Source organism: Bradyrhizobium sp. CCGUVB23 (assembly GCF_024199885.1).
In the GTDB taxonomy this organism is placed as follows: domain Bacteria; phylum Pseudomonadota; class Alphaproteobacteria; order Rhizobiales; family Xanthobacteraceae; genus Bradyrhizobium.
Genome location: NZ_JANADQ010000001.1, coordinates 6,984,736 through 7,010,081 on the forward strand (window position 1 = coordinate 6,984,736; position 25,346 = coordinate 7,010,081).

At 62.4% G+C, this 25,346-nt stretch carries 24 protein-coding genes and 1 pseudogene; 17 read left to right on the plus strand and 8 right to left on the minus strand.

Annotation, left to right across the window (positions count from 1 at the left end):
* Positions 1-453: 453 nt before the first annotated feature.
* Positions 454-786 (plus strand): hypothetical protein, encoded by a 333-nt coding sequence (locus tag NLN62_RS32355; RefSeq protein WP_254111501.1) that lies wholly within the window; start codon positions 454-456, stop codon positions 784-786.
* Positions 787-797: 11 nt separating this feature from the next.
* On the opposite strand, the gene NLN62_RS32360 is transcribed toward NLN62_RS32355, so the two are convergent.
* Positions 798-1,763: a hypothetical protein gene (locus tag NLN62_RS32360; protein ID WP_254111502.1), complete on the minus strand. Its 966-nt coding sequence runs from the start codon at positions 1,761-1,763 to the stop codon at positions 798-800.
* 411 nt (positions 1,764-2,174) lie between these two features.
* On the opposite strand from NLN62_RS32360, the gene NLN62_RS53675 reads away from it, so the two are divergent.
* The 7 genes and pseudogenes from NLN62_RS53675 (at position 2,175) to NLN62_RS32395 (ending at position 8,395) form a co-directional block, all read left to right on the plus strand.
* The gene (locus tag NLN62_RS53675) at positions 2,175-2,813 is read left to right on the plus strand and encodes a M23 family metallopeptidase (protein WP_371933053.1); all 639 of its coding nucleotides are present in this window, start codon (positions 2,175-2,177) and stop codon (positions 2,811-2,813) included.
* 18 nt (positions 2,814-2,831) lie between these two features.
* Positions 2,832-3,452, plus strand: a pseudogene (locus NLN62_RS53680) (PBSX family phage terminase large subunit); the annotation flags it as partial.
* Positions 3,453-3,850: 398 nt separating this feature from the next.
* Entirely contained in the window at positions 3,851-4,294 is a 444-nt protein-coding gene (locus NLN62_RS32375) for a GNAT family N-acetyltransferase (protein ID WP_027528438.1), read from the plus strand.
* Positions 4,295-4,554: 260 nt separating this feature from the next.
* On the plus strand, positions 4,555-5,817 hold the full coding sequence (locus NLN62_RS32380) for a CaiB/BaiF CoA-transferase family protein (RefSeq protein ID WP_254111505.1): 1,263 nt from the start codon (positions 4,555-4,557) through the stop codon (positions 5,815-5,817).
* Between the two features lie 55 nt (positions 5,818-5,872).
* Positions 5,873-6,529, plus strand: a complete 657-nt coding sequence (gene maiA, locus NLN62_RS32385) for a maleylacetoacetate isomerase (RefSeq protein ID WP_254111506.1) — start codon at positions 5,873-5,875, stop codon at positions 6,527-6,529.
* A 63-nt stretch (positions 6,530-6,592) separates the two neighbouring features.
* Positions 6,593-7,822 (plus strand): acyl-CoA dehydrogenase family protein, encoded by a 1,230-nt coding sequence (locus NLN62_RS32390; RefSeq protein ID WP_027528440.1) that lies wholly within the window; start codon positions 6,593-6,595, stop codon positions 7,820-7,822.
* Positions 7,823-7,831: 9 nt separating this feature from the next.
* Positions 7,832-8,395 (plus strand): flavin reductase family protein, encoded by a 564-nt coding sequence (locus NLN62_RS32395; RefSeq protein WP_254111507.1) that lies wholly within the window; start codon positions 7,832-7,834, stop codon positions 8,393-8,395.
* Positions 8,396-8,429: 34 nt separating this feature from the next.
* Here the strand turns inward: NLN62_RS32395 and NLN62_RS32400 are convergent, their stop codons facing one another.
* Positions 8,430-9,338: an NAD(P)-dependent oxidoreductase gene (locus NLN62_RS32400; protein ID WP_027528442.1), complete on the minus strand. Its 909-nt coding sequence runs from the start codon at positions 9,336-9,338 to the stop codon at positions 8,430-8,432.
* A gap of 178 nt (positions 9,339-9,516) precedes the next feature.
* On the opposite strand from NLN62_RS32400, the gene NLN62_RS32405 reads away from it, so the two are divergent.
* The 6 genes from NLN62_RS32405 to NLN62_RS32430 all read left to right on the plus strand — a co-directional run bounded on the left by NLN62_RS32405 (position 9,517) and on the right by NLN62_RS32430 (position 15,871).
* Positions 9,517-10,500, plus strand: a complete 984-nt coding sequence (locus tag NLN62_RS32405; RefSeq protein WP_027528443.1) for an ABC transporter substrate-binding protein — start codon at positions 9,517-9,519, stop codon at positions 10,498-10,500.
* A 75-nt stretch (positions 10,501-10,575) separates the two neighbouring features.
* Positions 10,576-12,270: a dihydroxy-acid dehydratase gene (gene ilvD, locus NLN62_RS32410; RefSeq protein ID WP_254111508.1), complete on the plus strand. Its 1,695-nt coding sequence runs from the start codon at positions 10,576-10,578 to the stop codon at positions 12,268-12,270.
* Between the two features lie 122 nt (positions 12,271-12,392).
* Positions 12,393-13,238, plus strand: coding sequence for an ABC transporter ATP-binding protein (locus NLN62_RS32415; RefSeq protein ID WP_371933054.1), 846 nt, complete (start codon positions 12,393-12,395; stop codon positions 13,236-13,238).
* Positions 13,235-14,020 (plus strand): ABC transporter permease, encoded by a 786-nt coding sequence (locus tag NLN62_RS32420; protein WP_254111509.1) that lies wholly within the window; start codon positions 13,235-13,237, stop codon positions 14,018-14,020. Before NLN62_RS32415 ends, NLN62_RS32420 begins: the two co-directional genes overlap by 4 nt.
* A complete protein-coding gene (locus tag NLN62_RS32425) occupies positions 14,017-14,784 on the plus strand; it encodes an ABC transporter permease (protein ID WP_027528447.1) in 768 nt (255 codons plus the stop codon). The genes NLN62_RS32420 and NLN62_RS32425 overlap by 4 nt, the downstream gene beginning before the upstream one ends.
* A gap of 40 nt (positions 14,785-14,824) precedes the next feature.
* Positions 14,825-15,871 carry a peptidase M29 gene (locus NLN62_RS32430; protein WP_027528448.1) on the plus strand — a complete coding sequence of 349 codons (1,047 nt, stop codon included), beginning with the start codon at positions 14,825-14,827 and terminating at the stop codon, positions 15,869-15,871.
* On the opposite strand, the gene NLN62_RS32435 is transcribed toward NLN62_RS32430, so the two are convergent.
* The 5 genes from NLN62_RS32435 to NLN62_RS32455 are packed head-to-tail and all read right to left on the minus strand — an operon-like array spanning position 15,868 to position 21,599.
* Positions 15,868-16,860 (minus strand): 3-hydroxybutyryl-CoA dehydrogenase, encoded by a 993-nt coding sequence (locus NLN62_RS32435; protein WP_254111510.1) that lies wholly within the window; start codon positions 16,858-16,860, stop codon positions 15,868-15,870. The genes NLN62_RS32430 and NLN62_RS32435 overlap by 4 nt on opposite strands.
* The gene (locus NLN62_RS32440) at positions 16,857-17,951 is read right to left on the minus strand and encodes an NAD/NADP-dependent octopine/nopaline dehydrogenase family protein (protein WP_254111511.1); all 1,095 of its coding nucleotides are present in this window, start codon (positions 17,949-17,951) and stop codon (positions 16,857-16,859) included. Before NLN62_RS32440 ends, NLN62_RS32435 begins: the two co-directional genes overlap by 4 nt.
* Positions 17,948-19,483 carry a class I adenylate-forming enzyme family protein gene (locus tag NLN62_RS32445; protein ID WP_254111512.1) on the minus strand — a complete coding sequence of 512 codons (1,536 nt, stop codon included), beginning with the start codon at positions 19,481-19,483 and terminating at the stop codon, positions 17,948-17,950. The genes NLN62_RS32440 and NLN62_RS32445 overlap by 4 nt, the downstream gene beginning before the upstream one ends.
* 2 nt (positions 19,484-19,485) lie before the next feature.
* A complete protein-coding gene (locus NLN62_RS32450) occupies positions 19,486-20,772 on the minus strand; it encodes an acyl-CoA dehydrogenase family protein (protein WP_254111513.1) in 1,287 nt (428 codons plus the stop codon).
* Entirely contained in the window at positions 20,769-21,599 is an 831-nt protein-coding gene (locus NLN62_RS32455; protein ID WP_027528453.1) for an alpha/beta fold hydrolase, read from the minus strand. The genes NLN62_RS32450 and NLN62_RS32455 overlap by 4 nt, the downstream gene beginning before the upstream one ends.
* Positions 21,600-21,788: 189 nt before the next feature.
* Here NLN62_RS32455 and NLN62_RS32460 point away from each other — a divergent pair, with 189 nt between their 5' ends.
* The 3 genes from NLN62_RS32460 to NLN62_RS32470 all read left to right on the plus strand — a co-directional run bounded on the left by NLN62_RS32460 (position 21,789) and on the right by NLN62_RS32470 (position 24,848).
* Positions 21,789-22,550, plus strand: a complete 762-nt coding sequence (locus tag NLN62_RS32460) for an SDR family NAD(P)-dependent oxidoreductase (RefSeq protein ID WP_254111514.1) — start codon at positions 21,789-21,791, stop codon at positions 22,548-22,550.
* 38 nt (positions 22,551-22,588) lie between these two features.
* Entirely contained in the window at positions 22,589-23,425 is an 837-nt protein-coding gene (locus NLN62_RS32465) for an enoyl-CoA hydratase family protein (protein WP_254111515.1), read from the plus strand.
* Positions 23,426-23,597: 172 nt separating this feature from the next.
* A complete protein-coding gene (locus NLN62_RS32470; protein WP_254111516.1) occupies positions 23,598-24,848 on the plus strand; it encodes a flavin-dependent oxidoreductase in 1,251 nt (416 codons plus the stop codon).
* A 15-nt stretch (positions 24,849-24,863) separates the two neighbouring features.
* Here the strand turns inward: NLN62_RS32470 and NLN62_RS32475 are convergent, their stop codons facing one another.
* Positions 24,864-25,316, minus strand: coding sequence for a cupin domain-containing protein (locus tag NLN62_RS32475; protein WP_254104582.1), 453 nt, complete (start codon positions 25,314-25,316; stop codon positions 24,864-24,866).
* Between the last annotated feature and the right edge of the window lie 30 nt (positions 25,317-25,346).

Genomic DNA, 25,346 nt, shown 5'->3' on the forward strand with positions numbered 1-25,346 from the left:
GCAATCAGCCTGCTTCTGGATGGTTCGTTTCGGATTATACAAAATTGCACTTGACACGTCGGGCAAATCACCTCTAAAGTGGCATCATCGAAAGAGTTCGCATCAACCCGCAGCGGAGAAATCCGCTGCGGGTTTTTTCATTCCAATACCCGAGATCGGACGGCGGCGGCGCTTCGCGGCCTCGCCCTCGTTGATACGCGTTCACTGAGCGCCGATCAGCGCGCCGTCGTCTGAACCATTATTGGCCGTGCACGCGCGAACGTGCCGGCCCGCGGCGCGGCTATGAGCCAGAGCCGCCGCGGTCCCCGGATCGGGGATAGGGTTGGCGCCCGAAATGATTCGCGCTTCTCGCGATCTGCCGCGCATTTTCTTTTAGGAGCAGCCAATGACAGCCTATCTGATCTCGCTCGCGCTTGCCGGCCTGCTCGCGATCGTTTTGTGGGAGACAGTTTCATGAATGAGGATCCGGAGTGCGAGCACGAGAGCGACGCCGTCCGCCCGCCTGTCGCCAAGAGGACTTCCAGGGCGAGAACTCTCACCGAAATTCGGTCTGTGGCGCGTAGCCACACCAGAACCGCCATCAACGTCCTCGTCGGCGTCATGCGGAGCGAGGATGCAACCCCTGCCGCGCGCGTCTCCGCCGCGAATGCGATCCTCGATCGCGGCTGGGGCAAGGTCGCGCAGGGAGGCGAGAACGTCGAAGACGGGGTGTTGCAGCTGATCCACCGGATCGAGCGCATCATCGTGCATCCGGTGATATCGGGCGGTGGAGACCCCAGCGATTAAGCCGCGTCCGGCTAGTTCTTGACCGACTTGCCGGTCCGGTGTTGCCCGGCATAGGCGCGCTGCACCTGATCGCTGCAATAGGACAGCGTCCGGCCGTCGCCGGTGAAATGTCCGTTGTTGATGATCCAGAGGATCACGGTCTTGTCGTCAATCTTCTTGAACATCAGGTTCTCACCGTCCGACGTGGTGCTCGTGTTCTGTACGCTGACGGCATCCGGGCTTGTGCAGGTCGCGCCGATCCTGACGGTGTCGGGAAGCTGAACCCGCGTCCGGTTGATCTTGCAAATGTTTGAGGCCGTTGAGATCGATTTTCCGGCGAACGTAACGATGGTGTCGTTGAACTTTGTGCAGCGCTCCTCGAAATCACTACCCGCCGCGGCGTAGACACCATCTTGCGGATGAGCGCTCTTGAGAGCGCGTTCCTCTTCGGCCTTCCGCTTGGCTTCCTCGGCCTTCTGCTTGGCTTCTTCTTTCGCCTGGAGCTTGGCTTCGGCAAGGGCGCGCTGCGTCTTCAGAGGGCAGTAGGCCTCACGCCAAGGAGGATCCTTGAGCTTCCCATTCAAGCTCTTCTGAACGGAGATCGTCGTTTCATTCAGCCGCTTGATGAACATGATCTCCTTGAACAGCCTATTTTCCCATTTGCCGTCGCGAGAGTCGAGGTTTTGCGCCAGATTATAATCTCTGCAAGTCATTTCGACCTTCAGCGAACCTGGCGCGAGATCGAGGAGTTTCTTGACCTCGCAGGCCCACTCGTAGCCGCTGACCGATTTGCCGCTGACATCGATCGTCACGTCGTTGCGTTCGTCGCAGGACGACTGGAAATTGTTGCCCGGCTCGGCGTAGACGCCAGCTTTGGGGCGCCATTTGTCGAATGTCGGAGCGAGCGGCTCCTGTGCGAAAGCAGGAGGCGCAAGAGCGAGCAGTACAGCCGCAGAGACAGCCTGACCGAGAATTCTGTGACGAAGATCTCTGTTCACCTCAGTCCCCTCATTCCTCGACGAATGCGGCATGTGGCTTCGACGAAACTACCGCGCGCGAACTAGTTAATGGATCAGCGTGAGTTGAGCAAGCCGTCGCCCGCCATCGAAGCGGCGAGGACCGCCGTTTGCCAATTCGCGTGAAGGCTCTCTCTCTCTCTCTCTCTCTCTCTCTCTCTCTCTCTCTCTCTCTCTCTCTCGCGCGCGCGCTCTCTCTCAAAAGGGATTTTTCAACATGTGGGACGACATGATGCGACGTATACTTCGGCCCATCGGGGGGATATCGCCTCACGTTACGAGTCCATACGGCGCGGTAACAGGCAGGCCACGCGGATCAAGTAACCCGCACCTGGGATCGACTTCAATTATGTCGGTGGTCAAGAGGCTCGGCTGAACAAGAACCACCCGGAATTGCGGTCTCCCGTAAATGGCGTCGTTGAGCACGCCGGCGAGGATCAGTGGGGGACAATCTCGATCAGAGACAATAACGGATTGCGGCACCAGATCCTGCATACCAACTCTCGGCACGTTAAGGTTGGCGATGTGGTTGCGGCGGGTCAAGTGATCGGCACGATGGGGAATACCGGTCTTTTTGATAAGGATGGCAATCCAGGACAGCAGCACGTCCATTATCAAATCAAGGATCCCTCAGGTAATGTTTTTGACCCCGGTGCGTTTGCCGATGCGCAAGGACCATTCGATCCAATTCCCGCGCCGGCTTACATTCCGGAGTATCTGCGGTATCGGCAAAACGGGGATATCATGCGTGCATCACGTCCCGAAGATGTGCGGATTCTGAGAAGGATGCCAGCCGGAAAATCGGATCAGTCCGTATCTAATTCGGATGATCCCGTACCGGTGCCCGCTGTTCCTCCCGACGCTTCGTTTCCGTCTTCGCCACAAAGCGACTTCGAGAGACGATTCGGATCGTGGCCTACGTCTTCCGGCGACGTCCTTGCTGATTTCAGTCCAGCTCCGCAAGGACCATCCGATAAGCTGAACAACGAAGACTGGTCAGCGATGTGGCGCAGGCGTATCGGCCTGCCCTAGGGCGAGCGAGCGCATCCATTGTCCATTCTGAAAATTCCAACGGCCAAGATCTTCGAGCCGCTGCTCAAACCCGCGCGCTACAAGGGCGTTTACGGCGGACGGGGCTCCGGAAAATCCCACTTCTTCGGCGAGCTGCTGGTCGAGACCTGCCAGGCCGAGCGCGGCACGCTCGCGGTCTGCATTCGCGAGGCGCAGCGGACGCTGGCGCAATCCTCCAAGCGGCTGATCGAAGGCAAGATCGCGAGCCTCGGGCTCGGCCACGGCTTCAAGCTCTATAGCGACAAGATCGAGACGCCCGGCGACGGGCTGATCATCTTCCGCGGGCTTCAGGATCACACGGCCGACTCGATCAAATCATTGGAGGGATTTCGCATCGCCTGGATCGACGAGGCGCAAAGCCTCAGCGCGCGCAGCCTCGCGCTGCTGCGGCCGACCATCCGCGCGCAAAACTCCGAGCTGTGGGCGAGCTGGAATCCGCGGCGCAAGAGCGATGCGATCGACGACTTTTTGCGCACCCGCGGGCCCGACGGCGCCGTCGTTGTGAAGGCGAACTGGCGCGACAATCCCTGGTTTCCTGATGTGCTCGAGGAGGAGCGCCTGCTCGACCAGAAACTCTATCCAGAGCGCTACGATCATATCTGGGAGGGCGAGTATGCCCGCGCCTTCGAGGGCGCCTATTTTGCGGCGCTGCTGGCGGAGGCGCGCGCACAGGGGCGGATCGGGAAGGTCTCGGCCGATCCGCTGCTTCCCTTGCGTGCCTTCATCGATATCGGGGGCGCGGGGGCTGCGGCGGATGCCTTCACGATGTGGATCGTGCAGTGGGTCGGAGGCGAATTGAGGGCGGACTTCCAGCACCTTCGCCGGTGGAGAAAGAGCGTGGAACAGGCTCAGAGCTACACCTTCAAGGCGGTCATCACTGTGATCGCGACGGGCCTGATCGGCGCGCTCTGGCTGGGCGTCAAGGTCGTGCTGAGTAAGTGAGCAAGGGCAGTGACATCGCGGCCGAAGATCCGTCTTGCTTTTCAGAGGGCGAAGCCGTGTACCGTATTCGGGCTGTCGACAGCGACGACGACGAGGTCGCCGAGATCCTCCGCGATCTTCATCAATGGACCTTCTTCGGCACCGCAGCCGTTCCACAGTTCGGATCGGGATCCTGGTGGCTTGCCCATAGCGGAGCCAAGGCCGTCGCTTTTGCGGGCGTCGTGCCGTCCACGCATGCCCCCAACAGCGGATATCTTTGCCGTGTGGGAGTCTTGCAGGAGCATCAAGGGCGCGGGCTGCAACGCAGACTGATGCGGGCGGTCGAGGTGCAGGCCCGGCGGATCGGTTGGGAGAGCATCGTGTCGGACACGACCGACAACAGGATATCCGCGAACAACTTCATCAGGACTGGCTACCGGCTCTATGAGCCGGAGGTGCCCTGGGGATGGAGGAACACGCTCTACTGGCGAAAAAGGCTGAACCGGAGTTTAGGTGGGTGAGCTTCCGTGAAGCGGAATGCACCACGCAAAAGCAAAGCACGGCCTCGCCTTTAAGGGACGACGAACCACCGTCCGTTGCATGGAAGCGGCCCGGCAGCATCACGCTGCCGGGCCGCTTTTGCGTTTCGATCGGCTCGTTGTGCCGGCGATCTGCGATACTACTGCTGATCGGACGCGGGCGGGGGACTTGCGCTGCGCCGTGCCGCGGGCTTTAAAGTCGGTATTCGGCGGCCACAAGCCGATGTAGGGAGCAAGCCAGCATGATTGATCAGCTGCAACTGCCGGAGCGTCCACCGCGCGCCGGGAACGGGCCTACGGCACTTGACGGACTGCTGGTCATCGATTTCACGCGTGTGGTCGCAGGACCGGCCTGCACGCAAATGCTCGGCGATTTCGGCGCAGATATCATCAAGATCGAGAATCCCGACGGCGGCGACGATACGCGGGCCTATGAGCACGCCGAGATCGGAGGCGAGAGCGCCGCCTTTCTCAGCCTCAATCGCAACAAGCGCGGCATCGCGCTGGATCTCGCAGTGCCGACCGCGTGCGAGGTGGCGCGCGAGCTGATCCGCAAGGCCGACGTGGTCGTCGAGAATTTCTCGGGCGGCGTCATGAAGAAGTTCGGCTTGGATTATGAATCGGTCGCGCCGATCAATCCGCGGCTGGTTTACTGCTCGATCTCTGCCTATGGCCGGACCGGGCCGTTTGCCTCTCGGCCCGGCTTTGATCCCATCACCCAGGCCGAGAGCGGCTTCATGTCGTTGAACGGCTTCCCCGATGGACCGCCAGTCCGGACTGGTCCGCCGATCGTCGACATGGCGACAGGGTTGGCGGCCGGGAATGCCATCCTTCTTGCGCTGCTGGCCCGGGAGAGGCTGGGGCGCGGGCAGCACGTTGAAGTCGCGTTGTTTGATATTGCGATGGCCATGACTGGCTTCTATGGCATGGCCTATCTGATCAACGGCCAGAATCCCGGGCGGTTCGGCAACTCGCCGAGCGGTTCTCCCACGGTCGGAGTCTATGAGGCGGCTGACGGACCGCTCTATATGGCGTGCGGCAATGACAGGCTTTACCGGCGTCTGGTCGTTGAGGTGCTTGATCGACCTGACCTCATCACCGATCCTCGCTTTGCGACGCGGAAAGCGCGGGCCGAGAACAAGGAGAAGCTGCGCGCCGCCATTGCCGAGGTGTTTGCCGGCGATCGCCTCGAGAACTGGATGACGAAGATGAAGCAGGCCAATATCCCGGTTGGCTATCTTCGCACCGTCGAGGAAGGCTTCAATGCGCCAGAGGCGCGAGAGCGGCAACGGCTGAACCGGATCCCGCACCCCACGGCAGGCTGGGTGCCCAACATCGAATCTCCGGTGTCCATGAATCTCACGCCCGCAATTGAGCCCGTCGCGGCGCCGCTGTTGGGTGAGCACACCAGGGACGTCCTGCGCGAGACGCTTGGTTATGACGAGCGACGGCTCGGCGAGCTTGCGGAGAACGGCGCCTTTGGAGCCGGCCGGCGATTGGGGTAACCAACCCGGAACGTCGTCTCGCGTCGGGAGCGTCGGCGAATGGAGGGGAGTGACGATGGACATCCAACTATACGGTTTCTGGCGATCGATTGCGTCGTTTCGCGTGCGGGTGGCGTTGAAGCTCAAGGGGCTCCCGTTCAAGGAAATTCCCATCGACATCATGTCCGGCGAGCAGTTCACGCCTGACTATGATGCCGTGAACGCGGAGCGCGTCGTGCCGACTTTGGTGCACGACGGATACCGGGTGTTTCAGTCGCTTGCGATCATCGAATATCTCGACGAAGTCAGTCCCGAGCCGGGGTTGTTGCCGACGGATCCGGCCGATCGCGCGTATGCGCGGTCGCTGGCTCTGGTGACGGTTGCGGACGTCCATCCGCTGGTGACGCCGCGCGTGCGTAATCATTTGGCAAAGGCATTCGGGGCAGATGGTGACGCAATCACAGGATGGGCCGAGCATTGGGCACGCGAGGGGCTGGCGACCTATGAGCGGCTCCTCGCCAGGCGATCGCCGGCTCCGTTCGTCCTAGGCGCCACGCCCGGGATAGCCGATATCTGCATCGCGGGGCAGGTTGTGGGGGCCCATTTCCTCAAATGGGATATGGCGCCTTATCCGACCGTGGCCCGGCTCGCGGATCGCTGTTTCGCGCTGCCGGCCTTTGCGACGTCTCATCCTTTCGAGCAGCCCGGGTACAAGGCTGAATCCGGCCGCTGACATTGCATCGTCTTGATCTGGCGGGCTTTCGGCCGCATAACAGTGGCGAAACGAGGGACACGAATGGTGGCCGGCAATCCCATTTCAGGTGCGGCCCAGCCGGAGGCGGAGACCGGTGAGCATGCCTATGCCGCGATGATCGCGCGCGCCAGGGCGCTCGTTCCTCAATTGCGACAGCGCGCAGCGCGGACGGAGGAGCTTCGGCGCCTTCCGCCCGAAACCGAGCAGGACCTTCATGACGCAGGCCTGTTCAGGATTCTTCAGCCCAAGCGCTTCGGAGGGGCGGAGCTCGATTACGGCGCGCTGATCGATTGTGCCGACCTGCTGGGGCAGGCGGACGCTTCAGTGGCCTGGAATTTTGCCAACCTGGCGAGCCACCATTGGATGCTTGGCATGTTCGAAGAGAAGGCCCAGACTTTGGTCTGGGGCCACGATGCCAATACTCTGATCGCCTCGTCGTTCATTTTCCCCGCCGGTCGTGCCCGGAAAACCGATGGCGGTTATCGACTGCACGGAAGCTGGCCGTTCTCGTCGGGTGTAGCGTCCTGCGAATGGAACATGCTTGCAAGCGTGGTCTACTCCGATGACGAGGCCGACGGCATCGAATATCGCATCTTCTTGCTTTCCAGAAAGGACTACAAGATCCTCGACACCTGGAACGCAGCGGGACTGCGCGGCACCGGTTCGAGCGACGTGGAAGTTAGGGATGCCTTTGTTCCCGACTACATGACGGTCGCCGTCGGCAATCTGGCGGGAGGTCCGACACCCGGAAGCGCGGTCAATCCCAATCCGCTCTATGCGCTTCCGGTATTTTCATTGTTTCCGTACGTTCTGTCCGGCGTTGCGCTCGGAAACGCGCAGGCATGCCTGGATGACTACGTCGAGGTCGTTCGCCACCGCATATCGACCTACAACCGCGCCAAGCTGAGTGATTTCCAAAGCACCCAGATCAAGATTGCCGATGCCTCGGCGAAGGTCGACGCCGCACGCTTGATCATGCGCTCTGCCTGTGCGCTTGCCATGGAAGATGCGCGGCGTGGCCACGTTCCGAGCATGGCAGCCAAGACCAGGTACAGGCGTGACGGCGCATTCTCGGTCAATCTGTGTACCGAGGCGGTGTCGATGCTGTTCGCCGCGAGCGGCGCGCGCGGATTGTTCACGAGCGGCGTCTTGCAGCGGCAATTCCGCGATGCCCACGCCATCAACTCGCACCTCGCGTTCAATTTCGACGCGGCTGGTACGAACTATGGCCGCGTGGCGCTCGGCCTGCCGTCCGAGAACCTGACGCTGTGAGGCCGGCCGATGACTGATTTGCCCAAGCAGCCGCCGGCCGCAGACCCAGCCAACGAGCTGGCGAGCGACAGCTCGCCGATCGATCCGCGCGATTTTCGCAACGCCCTTGGCAACTATGCCACGGGCGTGACCATCATTACCGCCGCGGGTCCGGACGGCAAACCCTACGGTTTGACGTGCAATTCATTCGCTTCGGTATCTCTCAATCCACCACTCGTGCTCTGGAGCCTCGTGGTCTATTCGTCGAGCCTGACCGTATTTCAGAATGCCAGCCATTTCGCAGTCAACGTGCTCGGCGCCTCGCAGCAGGCGCTTGCGAACAAGTTCGCAAAATCTTCGGACGACAAGTTCATTGGTGTTGACTGGAGTCCCGCGCTCGGGAACGCGCCGCTGCTTGCCGAAAGCGTTGCCAATTTTCAGTGCCGGTCTGTCAATCGATATTACGGTGGCGACCACGTGATCTTTCTTGGAGCGGTCGAGGCCTACTCCTACAATCGAAATGAACCTCTGCTTTTTGCGCGGGGGGCCTACGGGCGTTTTTTACCAGACGATGATCGCCAGAACTCCTCGTAAGACGGACCAGTTCGGCGCCCGCATCCGAACCAATTCAATCTTTCGGCGCGGAGAGCTTGTAGATCTCCAGGGCATCGGCATCCGCGCCGCGGCTCGCGCTTGCAAGTCTGAACAGTTGCCCGGCGAGCGAGGCCATCGGCACGGGCGTCGAGGTGGCGTGAGCGACATCGGCGATGGCGTCGAGATCCTTCAGCATGGTCGCGATGTAGCCGAGCGGCGGGGAGTGAATGCCCTGAACCATTCGCGGGACGAAGAGCTGAAGGGGAATGGAATCCGCAAAGCCTCCGGCGAGGGCTTCCGGAAGCCGTTCTGCGTCGATTCCGGCGTTCACGGCAAGTCGCGTTGCTTCGGCTAGGACGGCCATCGCGCAGCCCACGATCACCTGGTTGCAGAGCTTGGTGGTCTGGCCGGCGCCGATCGGGCCCATGTGTGTGAGCCTGCGTGCCATCGTGAGGACGTACGGCCGCACCCTTTCGACATCTCCGGGATCTCCGCCCGCCATGACCGCTAGCGTGCCTTCCTCTGCTCCTTTTGTGCCGCCCGAGACCGGTGCGTCAATCCAGCCCATACCGTTTGCCGCCTTAAGCCGCGCAGCGATGTCGCGCGCGGCATCCGGATGGATGGATGAGAAGTCGACGACGAGCTTGCCCGCGCCGGGGGCTGCCGAAAGTCCTTCGGGGCCGAAGATCACCTCCTCGACCGCCGCGGCATCCGTCAGGCACATGAAAACGATGCCGGCACAGGTCAAAACGTCCCGGGGGCTGGCTTCGCGTTTCGCGCCGACTTCGACGAGCGCGGCCGCCTTCGCGGCCGAGCGGTTCCAGATCGCCACCTCATAGCCGGCCGCGAGGAGCCGTCGGGTCATAGGCGCTCCCATCAATCCGAGGCCGAGATAGCCGAGCTTCTCGGCGGGATGCGGGTTCGCGCCTGCGGATTCAGCCATGGGTCGCTTCCTTCTGTCGCTGTGCAATGCTGGTTGAATGTCGCCCTAACATACACGGGAGCTGATGGGGAAATTGCGTCGGTGCGCATGGCTTGCCTGACTGTTTGAACCATGAAACATTTGGTTCCTGGTCGGATTGGGTGGCGCCGGTCGGCGCCGAAGCAGCGGAGCGGGCATGATGCGGACGGTTTCAAAGTGGATCCTGGCATTTGGGGCGGCTGCGGCTATCGCCGCGAGCACGGGCTCATCGCAGGCGCAACAGACGATCCGTGTCGGCTGGACCATTCCGGCCGAGGAATCCAAATATTGGATGATGCGGCGGCCGGCCGAATTTCCCGACCTCGGCAAGACCTACAACATCGAGTGGACGCAATTCCAGGGCACGGCGCCCATGACGCAGGCACTCGCCGCCGGCGCGCTCGACTGCGCCACGCAGGCGCCCTTGTCGCTGTCCAATGGCGTGGTTGGCGGCAATCTCAAAGCCTACATCGTGGCTCAGCACGTGTTCGAGAAGCCGGGCGGCTTTTCGGTCTATTGGGCGGTGATGGACGACTCACCGATCAAGACGATCGCCGATCTCAAGGGCAAGACGGTCGGCATTTCAGTGATCGGAGGCGGCACCCAGGGGCCGTTCAACATGCTGCTCAAGCAGAACGGTGTCGATCCCGCAAAGGACATCAAGCTCGTCGAGGTCGGCTTTGCGGTCTCGGAAGACGCACTACGGCAGGGCCGGGTCGACGCCGTCAACATGAACCAGCCATTCGCTGCGCGCGCGGAAGCAAAGGGCGGCACGCGCAAGCTGTTTTCGCTGTCGCAGGCCATGCCGAACATCGTGCATATCCTCGAAGCCTGCCGCGCCGATTTCGTCGACAAGAATCCGGAGCTGGTGAAAGCCTACGTGCGCGACATCACCTCGGGCATGAAGAAGGCGCTGGCGAACCGCGAAGAGACGCTGAAAGTGGTCTCGGAGGTGCTCAAGGCTCCGATCCCGGTCCTCGACACCTACTTGCTGAAGGACAATGATTTCGGGCGCGATCCAGGCGCCGCGCCGAACTTCCCGGCGATCCAGAAGATGCTGGATATCTACGCCGAGACCGGCATGCTGCCGAAACTGGATGTTGCGCAGTTCAAGCATCCGACCATCGTTGCGCCGTTGCAATAGGCAACTTGGCGAATAGCCGGAACAATTTGCGGCGTCCCAATATTGCGTGGGACGTCGAATGTAGATGATACAGGCATGAAGAAGCTGCGCTCCCGGGTAACGACTGACGGCCTCGACCGCGCGCCGCATCGCGCGTTCATGCGTGCGATGGGTCTGGATGACGCAGCCCTTGCCAAGCCGATGATCGGCGTCGTCAGCATGAAGGGCGAGCAGACGCCCTGCAACATGACGCACGATTTCCAGGTCGACGCGGCCAAGGCGGGCATCGAGGAGGCCGGCGGAACTCCGCGTGAGTTCACGACGATCTCGGTGTCCGACGGGATCAGCATGAATCACGAGGGGATGAAATTCTCCCTCTTTTCACGCGAGCTGATCGCTGACTCCATCGAAGCCGTCGTTCACGGCCTTGCCTACGATGCATTGATCGGCTTCGGCGGCTGCGACAAGACGCTTCCCGGTGTGATGATGGGGATGATCCGCTGTAACGTGCCGTCGATCTTCATCTACGGCGGCAGCGCATTGCCAGGCCGACTCGAAGGAAAAACGCTGACCGTCCTCGATTCCTACGAGGCGGTCGGCAGTTTCATGACCGGCGAGATTGAGCGTGCCACGCTCGAAAAGATCGAGCGGAGCTGCCTGCCGACCATCGGCGCTTGTGCCGGACAATTCACCGCAAACACCATGGCGATGGTTTCGGAGGCGATGGGCCTCACCATCCCCAATTGCTCGATGATCCCCGGCGTCTATCCGGAGCGCGCGCAGGTCTCGCGGCGTGCGGGCCGGCTCGTCATGGAAATGCTCGAGCGCGGCGGGCCACTGCCGCGCGATATCGTCACGCGGAAGGCGCTGGAAAATGGTGCTGCAATTGTCGCCGCCACCGGCGGCTCGACGAATGCGGCCTTGCATCTACCGGCAATAGCGAACGAGGCCGGAATTTCCTTCGCCATCGATGATGTCGGTGAGGTTTTTGCCCGCACCCCCCTGATTGGAAATCTGCGTCCCGGCGGCAAGTACACTGCAAAGGACGTTTACGATATCGGAGGAGCGGCCGTCGTCATCCGAGAACTGATCCAGAGTGGACACATTGACGGAAGCTGCCTGACCATCACCGGTCGAACGATTGCCGACGAGTATGGCAGCTCCAACGCGCCGGATGGTGAAGTGATTTATTCGGCCGGTACACCCATTATGAGCGACGGAGGCGTCGCGGTGTTGAAGGGCAGTCTCTGCCCTGATGGTGCCGTGATCAAGGTTGCGGGACTGAAGAACTTGTCCTTTGAAGGGCCGGCGCATGTCTTCGAAGACGAAGAGGCCTGTGTCGACGCCGTGCGCAACCGGAGCTACAAGGCGGGTGAGGTCCTCGTGATCCGCAATGAGGGACCGGTTGGCGGTCCCGGCATGCGCGAGATGCTCGGCGTCACGGCGCTGATCTATGGCCAGGGTATGGGCGAGAAGGTCGCCCTCATCACCGACGGACGTTTTTCCGGCGCGACACGCGGCATGTGTATCGGGTACGTGTCCCCTGAAGCCTTTGTCGGAGGTCCGTTGGCGCTGGTGCGCGATGGCGATAGAATAAGGATCGACGCCGGCGGCCGTCGCATGGACCTGTTGGTCGATGAACAAGAACTCGCAACCCGCCAGCGCGACTGGAAGCCCCGGCCACCGCGTCACCGCGCCGGGGCCCTTGCGAAATATGCACGCCTCGTTGGGCAGGCTCCAGGAGGAGCAGTCACTCACGAGGGGCCAGCGGAGTGGCCGTGGTTCAAGTGATCGGGGCGAGCGTCGGAACGGCATTCGTCTGGCAAGTTTCTTGCTAGGTCGAGGCCAATCGTTAAGGGAATTGAGCAGGTCGTTCGTATTCGGAGTCGCGCACGCATGAGGCGAGAGACGGCATGAAGGTGTTGCCTTCGAGATCGAGCGAGATGACGGCCCAAGTGCCGGCGCAACAGCCCGCGACCGCAATGATCGAGATCGATCGTGTTTCGCAGATCTTTCAAACGTCGGCGCGCAAGGATCACCTTGCGCTGTCCGATATCTCGCTGGCGATCGAAGAAGGCGCATTCGTCTCCATTCTCGGACCGTCCGGCTGTGGCAAGTCGACGCTTCTCTATATCGTCGGCGGTTTCGTCAGTCCGACCAGCGGCTCTGCGAAAATGAAGGGCAAGACGATTACGGCACCCGGGCCCGATCGCGGGCCGGTGTTTCAGGAGTTCGCGCTCTTTCCATGGAAGACCGTCCTCGGCAACGTGATGTACGGGCCGCGTCAGCAAGGCGTCCGCGCGACTGAGGCGGAGGCACAGAGTCGCGCGCTGATCGAGATGGTTGGCCTCAAGGGCTACGAGAATTTCTTTCCCAAGGAGCTGTCGGGTGGAATGAAGCAGCGCGTCGCGCTGGCCCGTACGCTCGCTTACCATCCCGAAGTGTTGCTGATGGACGAGCCCTTCGGAGCGCTCGATGCTCACACGCGTACGCGGCTTCAGAACGACCTCCTCAACATCTGGGAACGCGACCGGAAGACGGTTCTGTTCGTGACTCACTCCGTCGATGAAGCGGTGTTTCTTTCAGACAAGGTCGTGATGATGTCGCGATCTCCCGGCCGCATACGGCAGGTGATCGATATCGATCTGCCGCGGCCGCGCCGGCGGACCGAGCTGTTACTCGACCCGCGCTATCAGAAATACGTCGTTGATATCGAACGCATGTTCGATGACAGCGATGAAGCTGGTGCGAACGCATGACTTGGTCCGCAGCCATTGGCCGGCGCGTTGCTCCCTTGCTCGCTTGCGTTGGGCTGCTCGCCGCGTGGCAGGTGGCGGCGCTTGCGCTGAAGAACGACGGCTTCCCAACCGCGTTCGAGGCCATGCGTGCGGTTCCGGCCATCCTTGGCGACAAGGAGGCCCTGATCAATATCCTGGCATCGCTGCGTCGCATGACCATCGGCTTCGCCGCGGCCGTCGCCGTTTCGATCCCACTCGGGTTGCTGATGGGGCGGAGCCGTTCCGTGGCGGCCTTCTTCAATCCGCTTCTGATGGTAATCTATCCCGTGCCAAAGGCGGCATTGATGCCGATCATCATGCTTTGGCTGGGCGTCGGCGATATCGCCAAGACGCTTGTCATCTTCCTCGGCGTCAGCCTGCCGGTGATCTATCACAGCTTTGAAGGCGCCAAGGCGGTCGAAGAGAAGATGCTGTGGTCCGGGGCCGCCATGGGCCTGTCGGCTGTACAACGCCTGGTCCGCATTGTGCTGCCAGCGGCATTGCCGGAAATCCTGACCGGATGTCGTACTGGACTTGTGCTGGCGCTGATCACCATGATTACCAGCGAGATGATTGCCCGGCAGTCCGGCGCAGGCAATATCCTGTTCAATGCACTCGACATGGGCCAATACGACACCGTCTTCGCAATGATCATTATCGTCGGTGCCATGGGAATAGGTCTTGATGCTGCCTTCGAGAAGGTCCGGGCACGCCTGGTGCGGTGGTCGGAGCCCCAGTTCGACATTCCCCTGAGCTTTTCATGAAGTCGCGCGCGCTCTCAATGGACGTCCTCCTCGGGCTTCTGCCGATCGCCTTGCTCATCGCATTGTGGCAGGGACTGGTATCGTTTGGGGTGGCGCCAGTTGCGTTGCTGCCTCCACCGGGATTCGTTTTTACTCGGTTGCTGCAACAGCTTGCCACCGCCGGTTTTCAGCAGGAGATCATCGCAACCCTGTTCCGACTATTTGCCGGTTTTCTGATTGCGGTCGCGCTGGGAGTCGGCATCGGTATGGTGGCGGCTGCGAGTCCTGCGATCAACCGCGTCGTGCGGCCGCTCGTGCGGGTTCTCGCGCCGCTGCCAAAAGTCGCGCTTTATCCGGCGCTGCTGCTGCTGCTCGGCTTCAGTCATGAATCGAAGATCGCGCTGGTCGCTGCAGACGCGCTGTTCCCGATCCTTTTGTCCACCTATTATGGCGCCTCCACCGTAGAGCAGAAGCTGATTTGGTCGGCGATGGCGGCTGGTACGCCGCGGCGGGAGATCTTGCTCAAGGTCGTGTTGCCGGCCGCGATGCCGTCGATCCTGACGGGTTGCCGCATCGGACTTGTTATTTCCTGCATCGTGGTGTTCCTGGCCGAGATGATCACGTCGACCGACGGCCTCGGCCATGTGCTCATCACTGCGGCCCGCACGTTCCAGGCCGTTGACATGTTCGTGCCGTTGATCACGATCTCCCTGCTGGGATTGATCCTGAACGCCCTGTTGCAAGCCGCGCGGTCGTACCTGCTGCGGGGTTTTCCCGAGGCGTGATCTGAGCGAACAAGAGAATAAGAAAGTCGGGGAGTGAATCATGCTGGCAGATCGGATCGAGGCGAAATGGATCGACGCGTTCTGCGAGATTTTTGAGCGGTGCGCTGTCAGGGCCGGCGATACGGCAGCCATCCTTTCGGAAACCCAGTCGCGTGCGCTCAACGTGCAACTGGCGGAGCTCGCTCTGTTGCGTCTGGGCGCGCGACCGTTCCACGTCGTTATGCCCACGCCCAGAAACCGCCATATCGTGCCGGTCCGATCCACCGGGGCGAGCGAGGCGATCCAGGGGATGGCGCCCGTCATCAGCGCGCTCCAGCAGGCTGGTTTCGTGGTCGATTGCACGATCGAAGGCTTGATGCATGCCGTGGAGACGCCGGAAATCCTCAAGGCCGGTGCCCGCATTCTGGTGATTTCCAATGAGCACCCTGAAGCGCTCGAGCGCATGGTGCCGGATCCAGCGCTCGAGAAGCGGGTTCGCGCAGCGGCGAAGATGCTGCGCGGAACGAAGCGGATGCGCGTCACGTCGAAGGCAGGCACCGCGCTCGATGTCGACATGGTCGGGGCTTCGACGGTCGGGGTCTGGGGGTGGACCGACAAGCCGGGCACGCTCGCGCACTGGCCGGGCGGCATCGTCGTCAGCTTTCCGAAGAGCGGGACCATCAACGGGACTCTGGTCATGGCGCCGGGTGACATCAATCTCACCTTCAAGCGTTACCTGACATCGCCGGTGAAGATGACGCTGAAAGACGACTATGTCGTCGAACTCGAGGGCGAGGGCACTGATGCTGCGATGATGCGCGCCTATCTCGCTGCGTGGGGTGACCGGGAGGCCTATGCGGTGTCGCATGTGGGCTTCGGCATGAACCCGGGCGCGCGCTATGAGGCCTTGTCGATGTACGATCAGCGCGACACCAACGGCACCGAACTGCGCGCGGTCTCCGGCAACTTCCTGTTCTCGACCGGCGCGAACGAATTTGCCGGCCGCTACACTGCGGGACATTTCGACTTGCCGATGATGGGAACCACGATCGAGCTCGACGGCGTTGCGGTCGTGCGTGACGGCGTGCTGCAGGACGTGTTCGGCTAGTCGCGGTCGAGCACTGGCGGCCGTGCAAGGCCAAAGTGCCGGAGCAGGTCGACCATCGCCTTCAGCCGCGTCTCGCGATAGGCGTCGACATCGAGGCCTGAATAGTCGAGGAAGCCCGCGCCGGTACGAAGTCCGATCCGGCCTTCCTGCATGTTGCGGGAAATGACCTCGGGCGCCCGATAGCGGTCACTGCCAAGCGCGCCTTCGAGGTAGCGGCTGGCGTAGTAGAGAATATCGCCGCCGCCCCAATCGATGAATTCCAGGAGCCCCAGGACGGCATAGCGGAAGCCGAACCCGTAGCGGATGGCCTTGTCGATCTCCTCGGCGCTTGCAACGCCTTCCTCGACCATGCGCGCGGCCTCGTTCATGGCCAGCGCCTGGATGCGCGGCACGATGAAGCCGGGCGTTGCGGCGCAGACCACCGGCACCTTGCCGATGCCTTCGAGCGTCACCTTGACTTGATAGACAACGGCCGGATCGGTGGCAGCGCCCGGCGAGACTTCGACGAGCGGGATGAGATAGGCCGGATTGAGCCAGTGCACGTTGAGGAAGCGGCCCGGATGTTCGATCACACCGGAGAGATCGTCGACGAGGATCGTCGATGTCGTGGAAGCAATGATGGTGTCACGCGGGACCTGCCTTGATGCGGCGGCGAGCACCTCGCGCTTGAGCGCGACGACTTCGGGGACCCCTTCGAAGACGAGGCCGGCGCTGGACAGGGCAGCTTCGCTTTCACTGGCCGGGACCACCAAGACTCGTCCGACGAGCATGTCGGCTTGCGCCTCGGTAAGTAGTCCCAGGCGCGCCAGACTCGCGAATGTCTTATGGACCTCGTTCAACGCTTCCGCCTCAAGCCTTGCGAACTCCTCCGCAGAACGGGCCTTGACGTCGATCATGGTGACAGCATGCCCGGCATAAGCGAAGGCGACCGCAATCCCGCGACCCATGCGACCGGCGCCGAGACAGGCGATGTTGGTGCGGGCGGTCATCGGTCAAAGCCCTCACGCAGCAATGTCTGCAATTCGGCTTGGCTGAGTTGGCCGAGGCCCAGGCTTGCGAGGGTACGACCGCCTTGAGCAAAATCCTCGCCGCAGATGGCGCCTCCGATGGAGAGGAAGGCTTTCGCGAGCGGCGTAGCAACGCCGGCCAACTCAGCGACGGAGACGAGGAACGATAGCCCGAGCTGGAGATCTTCCCGCATGTAGCGGTGGTCCCTGAGCACGATCCGCTCGCGCCAATCGCCGGAGTCGGTGAGGCGATCGTGCGAGCCGCGGCCGTACATCCAGATCTCGCCCTCCTTTGCATAATGGTGGGCGAGCGGGAAGTGCGGGGCTCCGTAGCCGAGCTTTTCGCGCACCGCGATGCGCTCGGCATCGAGCGCATCCGTCACCCGGCGGATCGCGGCTTGCGTGCCTTCCTTGTGAATGTCCCAACGTTCAAAATGCTCGATCGGGCCGGCGTTCATGACGATCAGCGGCGGATGAATGATCGGTCCGGCGTTCATCAAGGCGCCGGAGAGAGCGTCTCCACAGGGTTCAATCGCACCTGGAAACGCACGGCCGATCACATCGAGCGCGTGCGGCGCCTGGCTGAGCGGGAACACGCCGACCGGCAATCGCTTGGCGCGGATCGTGATCGCGACCTCGAACGGCCCATGCTTGCGCGTCAGCCAGGGCAGCGTGCCGGTTTCGGCAAAGCTCACCTTGGCGCGATTGCCGCAATCGCGCAAAGCCTGAGCGAAGATCATCGAGCCGAAGGTTGCCGGTGGCAGAAACACGACCTGTCCGTCCCGTAGGTGCGGACCAAGCAGGCGAGCGATATCCGGCTGGGCAAAGGCCGGGGCCGGACACAGGATCAACTCGGTGTTGCTGATCGCCTCGGCAATGTCGGTGGTGACAAGCTCAAGCTTGACCTCGTGCCGGCCGCCGTGGTCTTTGACGAGAATGCGCGAGCCGGCCGCGCGGAGGGCCGCCGCTTGTTCTCCATCGCGCCGCCAGAGCCGAACCTCGTGCCCGGACAGAGCAAAATCGCCGGCGGCCGCGAACGAGCCATTGCCGCCGCCCAGCACGGCAATCTTCAAGAGACTTCTCCTTGCGCGCGCGACTGCGCGTCGAGCTTCTTCAGCAGGAAATGCTGCACCTTGCCCAGCGCCGTGCGAGGCAGGTCGGCGACAAAGACGATCTCACGCGGGACCTTGTAGCGTGCGAGCTGCGCCTGCAAATGCGCTTTTAACTGGTCCGCGTCGGGCCGACGGCCTGAGCGCGGGATCACATAGGCGATCGGCACTTCGTCCCAGCGCGGATCGGGCCTGCCGATCACGGCGCACTCGCTAACGTCAAGATGCTCCAGCAGGACGCGTTCGACCTCGGCCGGATAGACGTTTTCGCCACCGGAAATGATCATGTTCTTCTTGCGATCCCGGACCCAGAAATATCCGTCGTCATCGCACAGGCCAATGTCACCGGTGCGATACCAGCCGTCATGCAGCGCGTCGCGGGTGGCGTCCTGGTCGCCCCAATATTCGAAGAAGACGTTGGGACCGCGCACTGCGATCTCGCCAGGCGTTCCAGGCGGCACCTCGGCGCCGTCAGCGCCGATCACCTTTGCTTCACAGCAGAGGCCGGGCAGGCCGGTCGAGCCCGCGCGCGATAAATCGCCGCCGAGCCGGGTGTAGACGGCGATGGGGCAGGTCTCGGTCGAGCCATAGACCTGCAAGACCGGAACACCGCGCGCGACGAAGCGTTCGATCAGGTGCGGCGGCACGATGGTCGATCCCGTGGCGACGGCCTTCAATGACGAAAGATCGGCCGCACCCCAGCCGGGATGATCGCTCACCGCCTGGAGGATCGTCGGTACCAATACGGTCAGCGTTGGGCGGTCGCGCTCGAAGCTGGCAAGCGCTGCCTCCGGCGTGAAACGCGAATGAATCGTAACGGTCGCACCCAACTGCAGCGCCGGCGTGGTCTGGATATTGAGTCCGCCGACATGAAAGAACGGCAGCACCGTCAGGACGTGGTCGTCCGACGTCAGATTGTGCATGTGCTGACTCATGACGCCGTTCCAGAACAGCGCTTCCTGACGCAGCACCGCGCCCTTTGGCCGGCCAGTCGTGCCCGACGTGTAGACGATGAGGAGCGGGCAAGCGAGATCGGCATGTGGATTGCGCCCATCATGGTTGTCGCATTCCAGCAGTGAATCGAACGTGCTTCCGTCCGGCGGCGCGAAGTCGAGACCAACAAGGTTAATGCCCGGCAGGCTTCGATCCAGCTCAGGAATTACGCCGGAAAAAGCCTCTTCGAGCGCCAGCACCTTGGCGCCGGCATCCGTGAGAATGAAAAGCTGCTCGGCAACCGCGAGCCGCCAGTTCAGCGGGACCAGTATCGCGCCGACGCGTGCGCACGCGTAGAGCAGGACGAGGTAGTCGGGACGATTCAAGCTCAGGATCGCGACGCGATCGCCGCGGCCGACGCCGAACTCAGCCTTCAACGCGCTGGCGGTCCGCTCGATGCGCACGGCAAAGGCCGCATAGCTCAAGCTCTCGCCTTCGAAATGGATCGCAGGCTTGTCCGGCGCGAACGCTGCGTTGCGATCGATCAGATGACAGAGGTCCACAATCAGTCGTCCGATTCGCCGGGCTCGTACAGCGCCTCGCGCCCGATGCGATCGAGGCAGAGCTCGGCCGTCCAGGGCAGCATCAGCGAGCCGCAACGGCTGTCGCGATAGATACGCTCCAGCGGCAACGATTTGAGCATGGCCTGACCGCCGCAAGTGCGGATCGCCAGCGCTGCGAGCTCGTTGGCACCCTCCATGACCGAATATTGTGCGGCGTAGGCCCGCAACACCTGCTCCTTGCTCGGATTGGCGCAAGCCTCGGTGACCGCCTGAAACCAGATCGCCTTGATCTGCTCGACCTTGATCTGCATTTGCGCGACCGCGATCTGCTTGGTCGGATACATCCTGCGCTTGACCGGCGGCATGCCGGGAACCTCGCCGCGCAGATAGCGCACGGTGAAATCATAGGCCGCCTGCGCAAGACCCATATAGGTCGGCGATAACGTCAGGAACATGTGCGGCCAGCGCATTGCAGCCTGGAAATAGACGCCGCGCGGCATCAGGGCGGCATCTTCCGGCACGAACACGTCCTTGAACAGGAGCGTGCGCGAGACCGTCCCTCGCATCCCGAGCGGATCCCAATCCCCGACCACAGACACGCCTTCCGCCTTGGCGGGAATGGCGAGGTAGAGCGTGTTGCGGCGTGAGGCCTTTTCGCCTTCCTCGACTTCGGTGCAGAGAACGCCGTAGTAGTCGGCATGGCCCGAGAGTGAAGCAAAGATCTTCTTGCCGTTGATGATCCAACCGCCGCCAACGGGCTTCGCCTCGGTGCCGAAAGCAACGCCGCCTGCGGCCGCCGCGCCGCCTTCCGAGAAAGGCTGCGAATAGATCGCACCATCCTCGACGATGCGCTTGTAGTGGACTGCGCGACGACGCTCGTGCTCCGCACGCATTGCGTCATCCATGTCGAGGTCGTCCGCCAACGGCCCCGACCACAGGGTCGAACAGACATGCATGTTCCAGGTCAGCGCAGTCGCACCGCAATAGCGGCCGATCTCAGCCGCAGCCAGCGCATAGGTCTGGTAGCCGGCCCCCAGTCCACCATGTTTCTTCGGGACGGCGATGCCGAGCAGGCCGACGCGGTGCAGATCGCGGTAGTTCTCGGTCGGGAACACCGCGTCGCGATCGTAGGCCGCGGCGCGGCCGGCGAACACGCTCTGGCCGATCTCCCGCGCCCGGGCGATGATGGCCGTCTGCTCGGCGTTCAGGCGGAATGCAACGGGATCGAAGATCGGCGCGTCGAGCGCGACCTTGTTGGCTGTGCTGTTCTTGCTGACTTGCATGGTCATTGTCCGGTCACCTGTGTTTTGGCCACGCTTGATATCAGAAAATCATCGATTGCCGCGTTGAAGGCATCAGGACGTTCGAGATTGGCAAGATGGCCGATGCCCGCGAGCTCCACGTAGCGAGCTGAACGGACGTAGCCCGCCATTTTCGCCATCATCGGCGCAGGCGCATTGTTGTCCCTGGATCCGGACAGGAGCAGCGTCGGAACGGCGATGTCCTTGAGTGCGCTCCGCCGGTCGAACCCGATCAGGGCGAGCATCATCGCGCGATAGCTCGCCTCCGGCACGCTGGCCATGCAGTCACGCGCGACATCCATGCCCTTCGCGTCCGGATCCTCGCCAACCAGCTCCTTGACGAGCGAGGGCGCGAGCGAACTCATGGTCTCGCCGCGATCGAGGGGCCCGAGCCGCGCCGCAATGAACGATTTCTGCCAGTCACCGTCGGCCTTGCCGAAGGCTGGGCTGGTCTGCGCCAATACCACCGCGCGTGCGGCTTGAGGATGTTGCGTCAGCCATTGCTGCACGATCATCCCGCCGATCGAATGGCCAACCAGGACGGGTCCGTTGGCTTCGATCTGTTGCAGGAACTCCTGCAAGGCCTCCGCCAATGCGGGAATGCTCACGTCAGGGAGCGGTTTCGACCCGCCATAACCAGGCATGTCCCATGCAATTGCGCGAAAACGCCTGCCAAATGTCGCGAGCTGGTGGCGCCAGGCGCGCGCTGCGCCGCCAATGCCATGCAGAAAGACCAAAGGCACCGCATCCGGATCGCCTACGGCCTCATAGGCGAAGCGTCCATCCCTGGTTATCGTCGGCGTCGGTTGCTGCACGCGGCTCCCCTTGCTCGGCCCGCCGATGCTAACAGGCCTGTCGGGGATGGGAAGAGATAACTTTATACTTAAAGCAATTTCCGGACCGGCACCTCACGAGGGCTGAAATGGGGCCTTCCATTGCAATAATTTGAAGCTTAAAATATATTCGCAACGCTCGATCCACCGGTGCCTTCAGGGAGGCTGCGCATGTCCGGACTGCCGCGTTCTTCGCATGCGCTCGTGACGGGCGGTGGCCGCGGCATCGGTCGCGCTACCGCAGCAGCTTTGACAGAAGCCGGCGCCACGGTCACCGTACTCGGCCGCAATGCTGCGACTCTGGAGGAGGCCGTCAATGCGGGGGCCGCGCATTATGCTGTTGTCGCCGATGTTTCGGATGAGGCGGCGCTGAGGGCTGCGATCGCGAAGACGGCCGAGCGACAGCCCATCGACATCTTGATCGCGAACGCCGGGAGCGCCGAATCCGCGCCGTTCGCAAAATCCGACGCCGCGCTCTTTGCCCGGATGATGGATGTCAATTTCATGGGCGTGGTGCACGCCGTCCAGGCCGTGTTGCCCGCGATGAAGGACCGCCCTTATGGCCGCGTCGTCGCGATCGCATCGACAGCGGGCTTGAAAGGCTACGCTTACGTCAGCGCTTATGCGGCCGCCAAACACGCCGTGGTCGGGCTCGTGCGTTCGCTGGCGCTGGAAATGGCAAACAGCGATATCACCGTGAACGCCGTCTGCCCGGGCTTTACGGATACGGACCTCGTTGCCGATAGCATCGAGAACATCATGAAGAAGACAGGGCGGAGCCGCGAGCAGGCGATCGCCGATCTCGCGCGGCACAACCCGCAGGGTCGGCTCGTCACGCCACAGGAGGTGGCGGACGCCGTGCTCTGGCTTTGCGGTGAAGGTGCCGGCGCAATCACGGGGCAGGCGATCGCAGTGGCCGGTGGCGAAATATAGACCGCAGGGTAGCGTAACGAGAACGACAGAGAGTCCTCATGAGCAGACCAGCCAATCCTGTTACCGTGCCGCTGGCGGATTATTCCCCTCAGCATTTCCTGCTTGCAGTGGTTGACCATGTGGCTACGGTCACATTGAACCGCCCAGAACGAAAAAATCCCCTCACGTTCGAGAGCTATCGCGAACTCACCGACTTCTTCTGCGCCTGCGCGTTCGACGACGCGGTGAAGACCATCGTCGTCACGGGCGCCGGCGGCAATTTTTCCTCGGGCGGCGACGTGTTCGAGATCATCGGCCCCCTCGTCAAGATGGACACCAAGGGGCTCACCGCCTTTACGCGGATGACCGGCGACCTCGTCAAGGCGATGCGGGCCTGCCCACAGCCCATCGTTGCCGCGGTTGAAGGCATCTGTGCCGGCGCCGGCGCGATCGTCGCCATGGCATCGGACATGCGGCTGGCGGCAAGTGGTGCGAAGGTCGCGTTTCTGTTCAACAAGGTCGGGCTCGCCGGGTGCGATATGGGGGCCTGCGCCATCCTGCCGCGGATCATCGGTCAGTCGCGCGCCTCTGAGCTGCTCTACACGGGTCGCTTCATGACGGCGGAGGAGGGCGAGCGCTGGGGTTTCTTCAGCCGTATCGTCACAACCGACCAGGTTTTGCCGCAGGCGCAACAGCTGGCGAAACAAATCGCGGAAGGCCCGAGCTTCGCCAACACCATGACCAAGCGGATGCTGGCGATGGAATGGGCGATGTCGGTGGAAGAGGCGATCGAGGCGGAAGCCGTGGCGCAGGCGCTCTGCATGACGACGGCCGATTTCGAGCGCGCTTTCGAAGCCTTCGCCAACAAGGTCAAGCCGGTCTTCAGGGGGGATTAGCCGCTCCGCAGCAGAATATGCGAAGGCAGGAATTTCGAGGAGTTGTTAATTAAGGCTAAGCCCAAGAGCCGGGCGACGCGGAGGGTGAGGGCGATAAAGCCGCTTGCGGCGGAGTGACCGCCCATGCGACGTTAACCCCGTTGCCTGGCGTGTATCGAGTGGAGTTTGGGCGATGAAGGCGATAATCGTCGGTGGCGGTATCGGAGGTCTCACCACGGCGTTGATGCTGCGCGCGCGCGGCATTGCTTGCGAGATTTTTGAACAAGCCGATACCATTCGCGAGCTCGGCGTCGGCATCAACACCCTGCCGCATGCCATGCGCGAGCTTGCCGGGCTCGGTCTCTTGCCGAAGCTCGACGAGGTCGCGATCCGCACCGACCAGCTCTATTATCTCAATCGTCACGGTCAGGAAGTCTGGCGCGAAGCGCGCGGCATCGACGCGGGTCATGACGTGCCGCAATTCTCGATTCATCGCGGTCGTCTGCAGGGCGTCATCCACCGCGCGGTCGAGGAGCGGCTCGGGCCCGCGATCATTCACACCGGTTGTCGCCTGGGCGCCTTCACCCAGGACGAAGGCGGCGTCACCGCCTATTTCTTTGATCGCTCCGGCGGACACGTCCACACGGCGCGTGGTGACATCCTGATCGGTGCTGACGGCATCCATTCCCGTGTACGTGAGACGCTGTTTCCGAACGAGGGGCCGCCCTGCTGGAACGGCCTGATGCTGTGGCGCGGCGCGCGCGATTGGCCGGTGTTCCTCACCGGCAAGTCGATGATCGTCGCCGGTGGCCTCAACGCCAAGGTCGTGGTCTATCCGATCGCTGAGGGCTCGAGCCCTGCGAGCCGCCTCACGAACTGGGCGGTGCTGGTGAAGATCGGCGAGGGTAACGCGCCGCCGCCGCGCAAGGAGGACTGGTCGCGGCCGGGCCGGCGTGAAGAATTGATGCCGCACGTCGCGCGCTTCTCGGTGCCCTATATCGACGTCAAGAGCTTGATCTCGGCAACGCCCGAGTTCTACGAATATCCCACCTGTGACCGTGATCCCTTGCCCTATTGGTCGTCGGGGCGGGTTACGCTGCTGGGCGATGCTGCGCATCCGATGTATCCGGTCGGCTCGAACGGCGCGTCTCAGGCCATTCTCGATGCGCGCTGCCTTGCAGATCTGCTCGCGCGTTCCGAGCACCCGCGCCAGGCGCTGGTCGAGTATGAGAAGAAGCGTCTGCCGATGACGGCTGAGATTGTCCGCTCCAATCGTCGTGGCGGCCCCGAAGGGGTGATCGACGCGGTCGAGCAGCTCGCGCCCGATGGTTTCGACAATGTCGAGAACGTGCTGAGCTACTCGCAGCGTGAGGCGATCGTGCGCGGCTATGCGACGAAGGCCGGCTTCGCCGCGGTGCCGGGCTTGGCCGCCGTCAGGGCGTGATACGCCGCCCTCCGTCTAGGACGGCGGCGGGGGCAGGAAGTGGATGTTGAACTCCGCGGCCATTGCGACGACGTCCTCCGGCTTCTGCTCCTTCATATTGTGAAGGCCCCAGAACAGGTCATAGAGCTTGCGGCTCGGTGAGACCCAGAACAGCACCTTCGCTGTCTGCTCCGACTTGTTGAAGATGCCGTGCGGGACGCCCATGCCGAGCCGGATCAAGTCACCGGGCGTTGCCTGCGCCTCGGTGTTGCCGAGCACGAAGTCGAGCTTTCCCTCCAGCATATAGAGATACTCGTCCTGGTCCGGATGAATGTGCGGCGGCACGAAGGTGCCGGGCGGCAGCGTCGCATGCCAGGAGAAGCTGTGCTCGGCATAGCTCTTAGGCACATAGGTCTGGCCGAGAATGTTCCAGGAAATGCCCTGGATACCCTCATTGGCCCTCGTGATGCCGGTGATCTCGCTCTTCACTTGAATTCCTCCCTTTACTCCAGGCTCAAC

Coding starts and splice junctions, on each gene's coding strand:
- NLN62_RS32355 (WP_254111501.1), top strand. CDS start 454: ATGAATGAGGATCCGGAGTGCGAGCACGAGAGCGACGCCGTCCGCCCG.
- NLN62_RS32380 (WP_254111505.1), top strand. CDS start 4,555: ATGATTGATCAGCTGCAACTGCCGGAGCGTCCACCGCGCGCCGGGAAC.
- maiA (WP_254111506.1), top strand. CDS start 5,873: ATGGACATCCAACTATACGGTTTCTGGCGATCGATTGCGTCGTTTCGC.
- NLN62_RS32390 (WP_027528440.1), top strand. CDS start 6,593: ATGGTGGCCGGCAATCCCATTTCAGGTGCGGCCCAGCCGGAGGCGGAG.
- NLN62_RS32395 (WP_254111507.1), top strand. CDS start 7,832: ATGACTGATTTGCCCAAGCAGCCGCCGGCCGCAGACCCAGCCAACGAG.
- NLN62_RS32400 (WP_027528442.1), bottom strand. CDS start 9,338: ATGGCTGAATCCGCAGGCGCGAACCCGCATCCCGCCGAGAAGCTCGGC.
- NLN62_RS32405 (WP_027528443.1), top strand. CDS start 9,517: ATGCGGACGGTTTCAAAGTGGATCCTGGCATTTGGGGCGGCTGCGGCT.
- ilvD (WP_254111508.1), top strand. CDS start 10,576: ATGAAGAAGCTGCGCTCCCGGGTAACGACTGACGGCCTCGACCGCGCG.
- NLN62_RS32415 (WP_371933054.1), top strand. CDS start 12,393: ATGAAGGTGTTGCCTTCGAGATCGAGCGAGATGACGGCCCAAGTGCCG.
- NLN62_RS32420 (WP_254111509.1), top strand. CDS start 13,235: ATGACTTGGTCCGCAGCCATTGGCCGGCGCGTTGCTCCCTTGCTCGCT.
- NLN62_RS32425 (WP_027528447.1), top strand. CDS start 14,017: ATGAAGTCGCGCGCGCTCTCAATGGACGTCCTCCTCGGGCTTCTGCCG.
- NLN62_RS32430 (WP_027528448.1), top strand. CDS start 14,825: ATGCTGGCAGATCGGATCGAGGCGAAATGGATCGACGCGTTCTGCGAG.
- NLN62_RS32435 (WP_254111510.1), bottom strand. CDS start 16,860: ATGACCGCCCGCACCAACATCGCCTGTCTCGGCGCCGGTCGCATGGGT.
- NLN62_RS32450 (WP_254111513.1), bottom strand. CDS start 20,772: ATGACCATGCAAGTCAGCAAGAACAGCACAGCCAACAAGGTCGCGCTC.
- NLN62_RS32460 (WP_254111514.1), top strand. CDS start 21,789: ATGTCCGGACTGCCGCGTTCTTCGCATGCGCTCGTGACGGGCGGTGGC.
- NLN62_RS32465 (WP_254111515.1), top strand. CDS start 22,589: ATGAGCAGACCAGCCAATCCTGTTACCGTGCCGCTGGCGGATTATTCC.
- NLN62_RS32470 (WP_254111516.1), top strand. CDS start 23,598: ATGAAGGCGATAATCGTCGGTGGCGGTATCGGAGGTCTCACCACGGCG.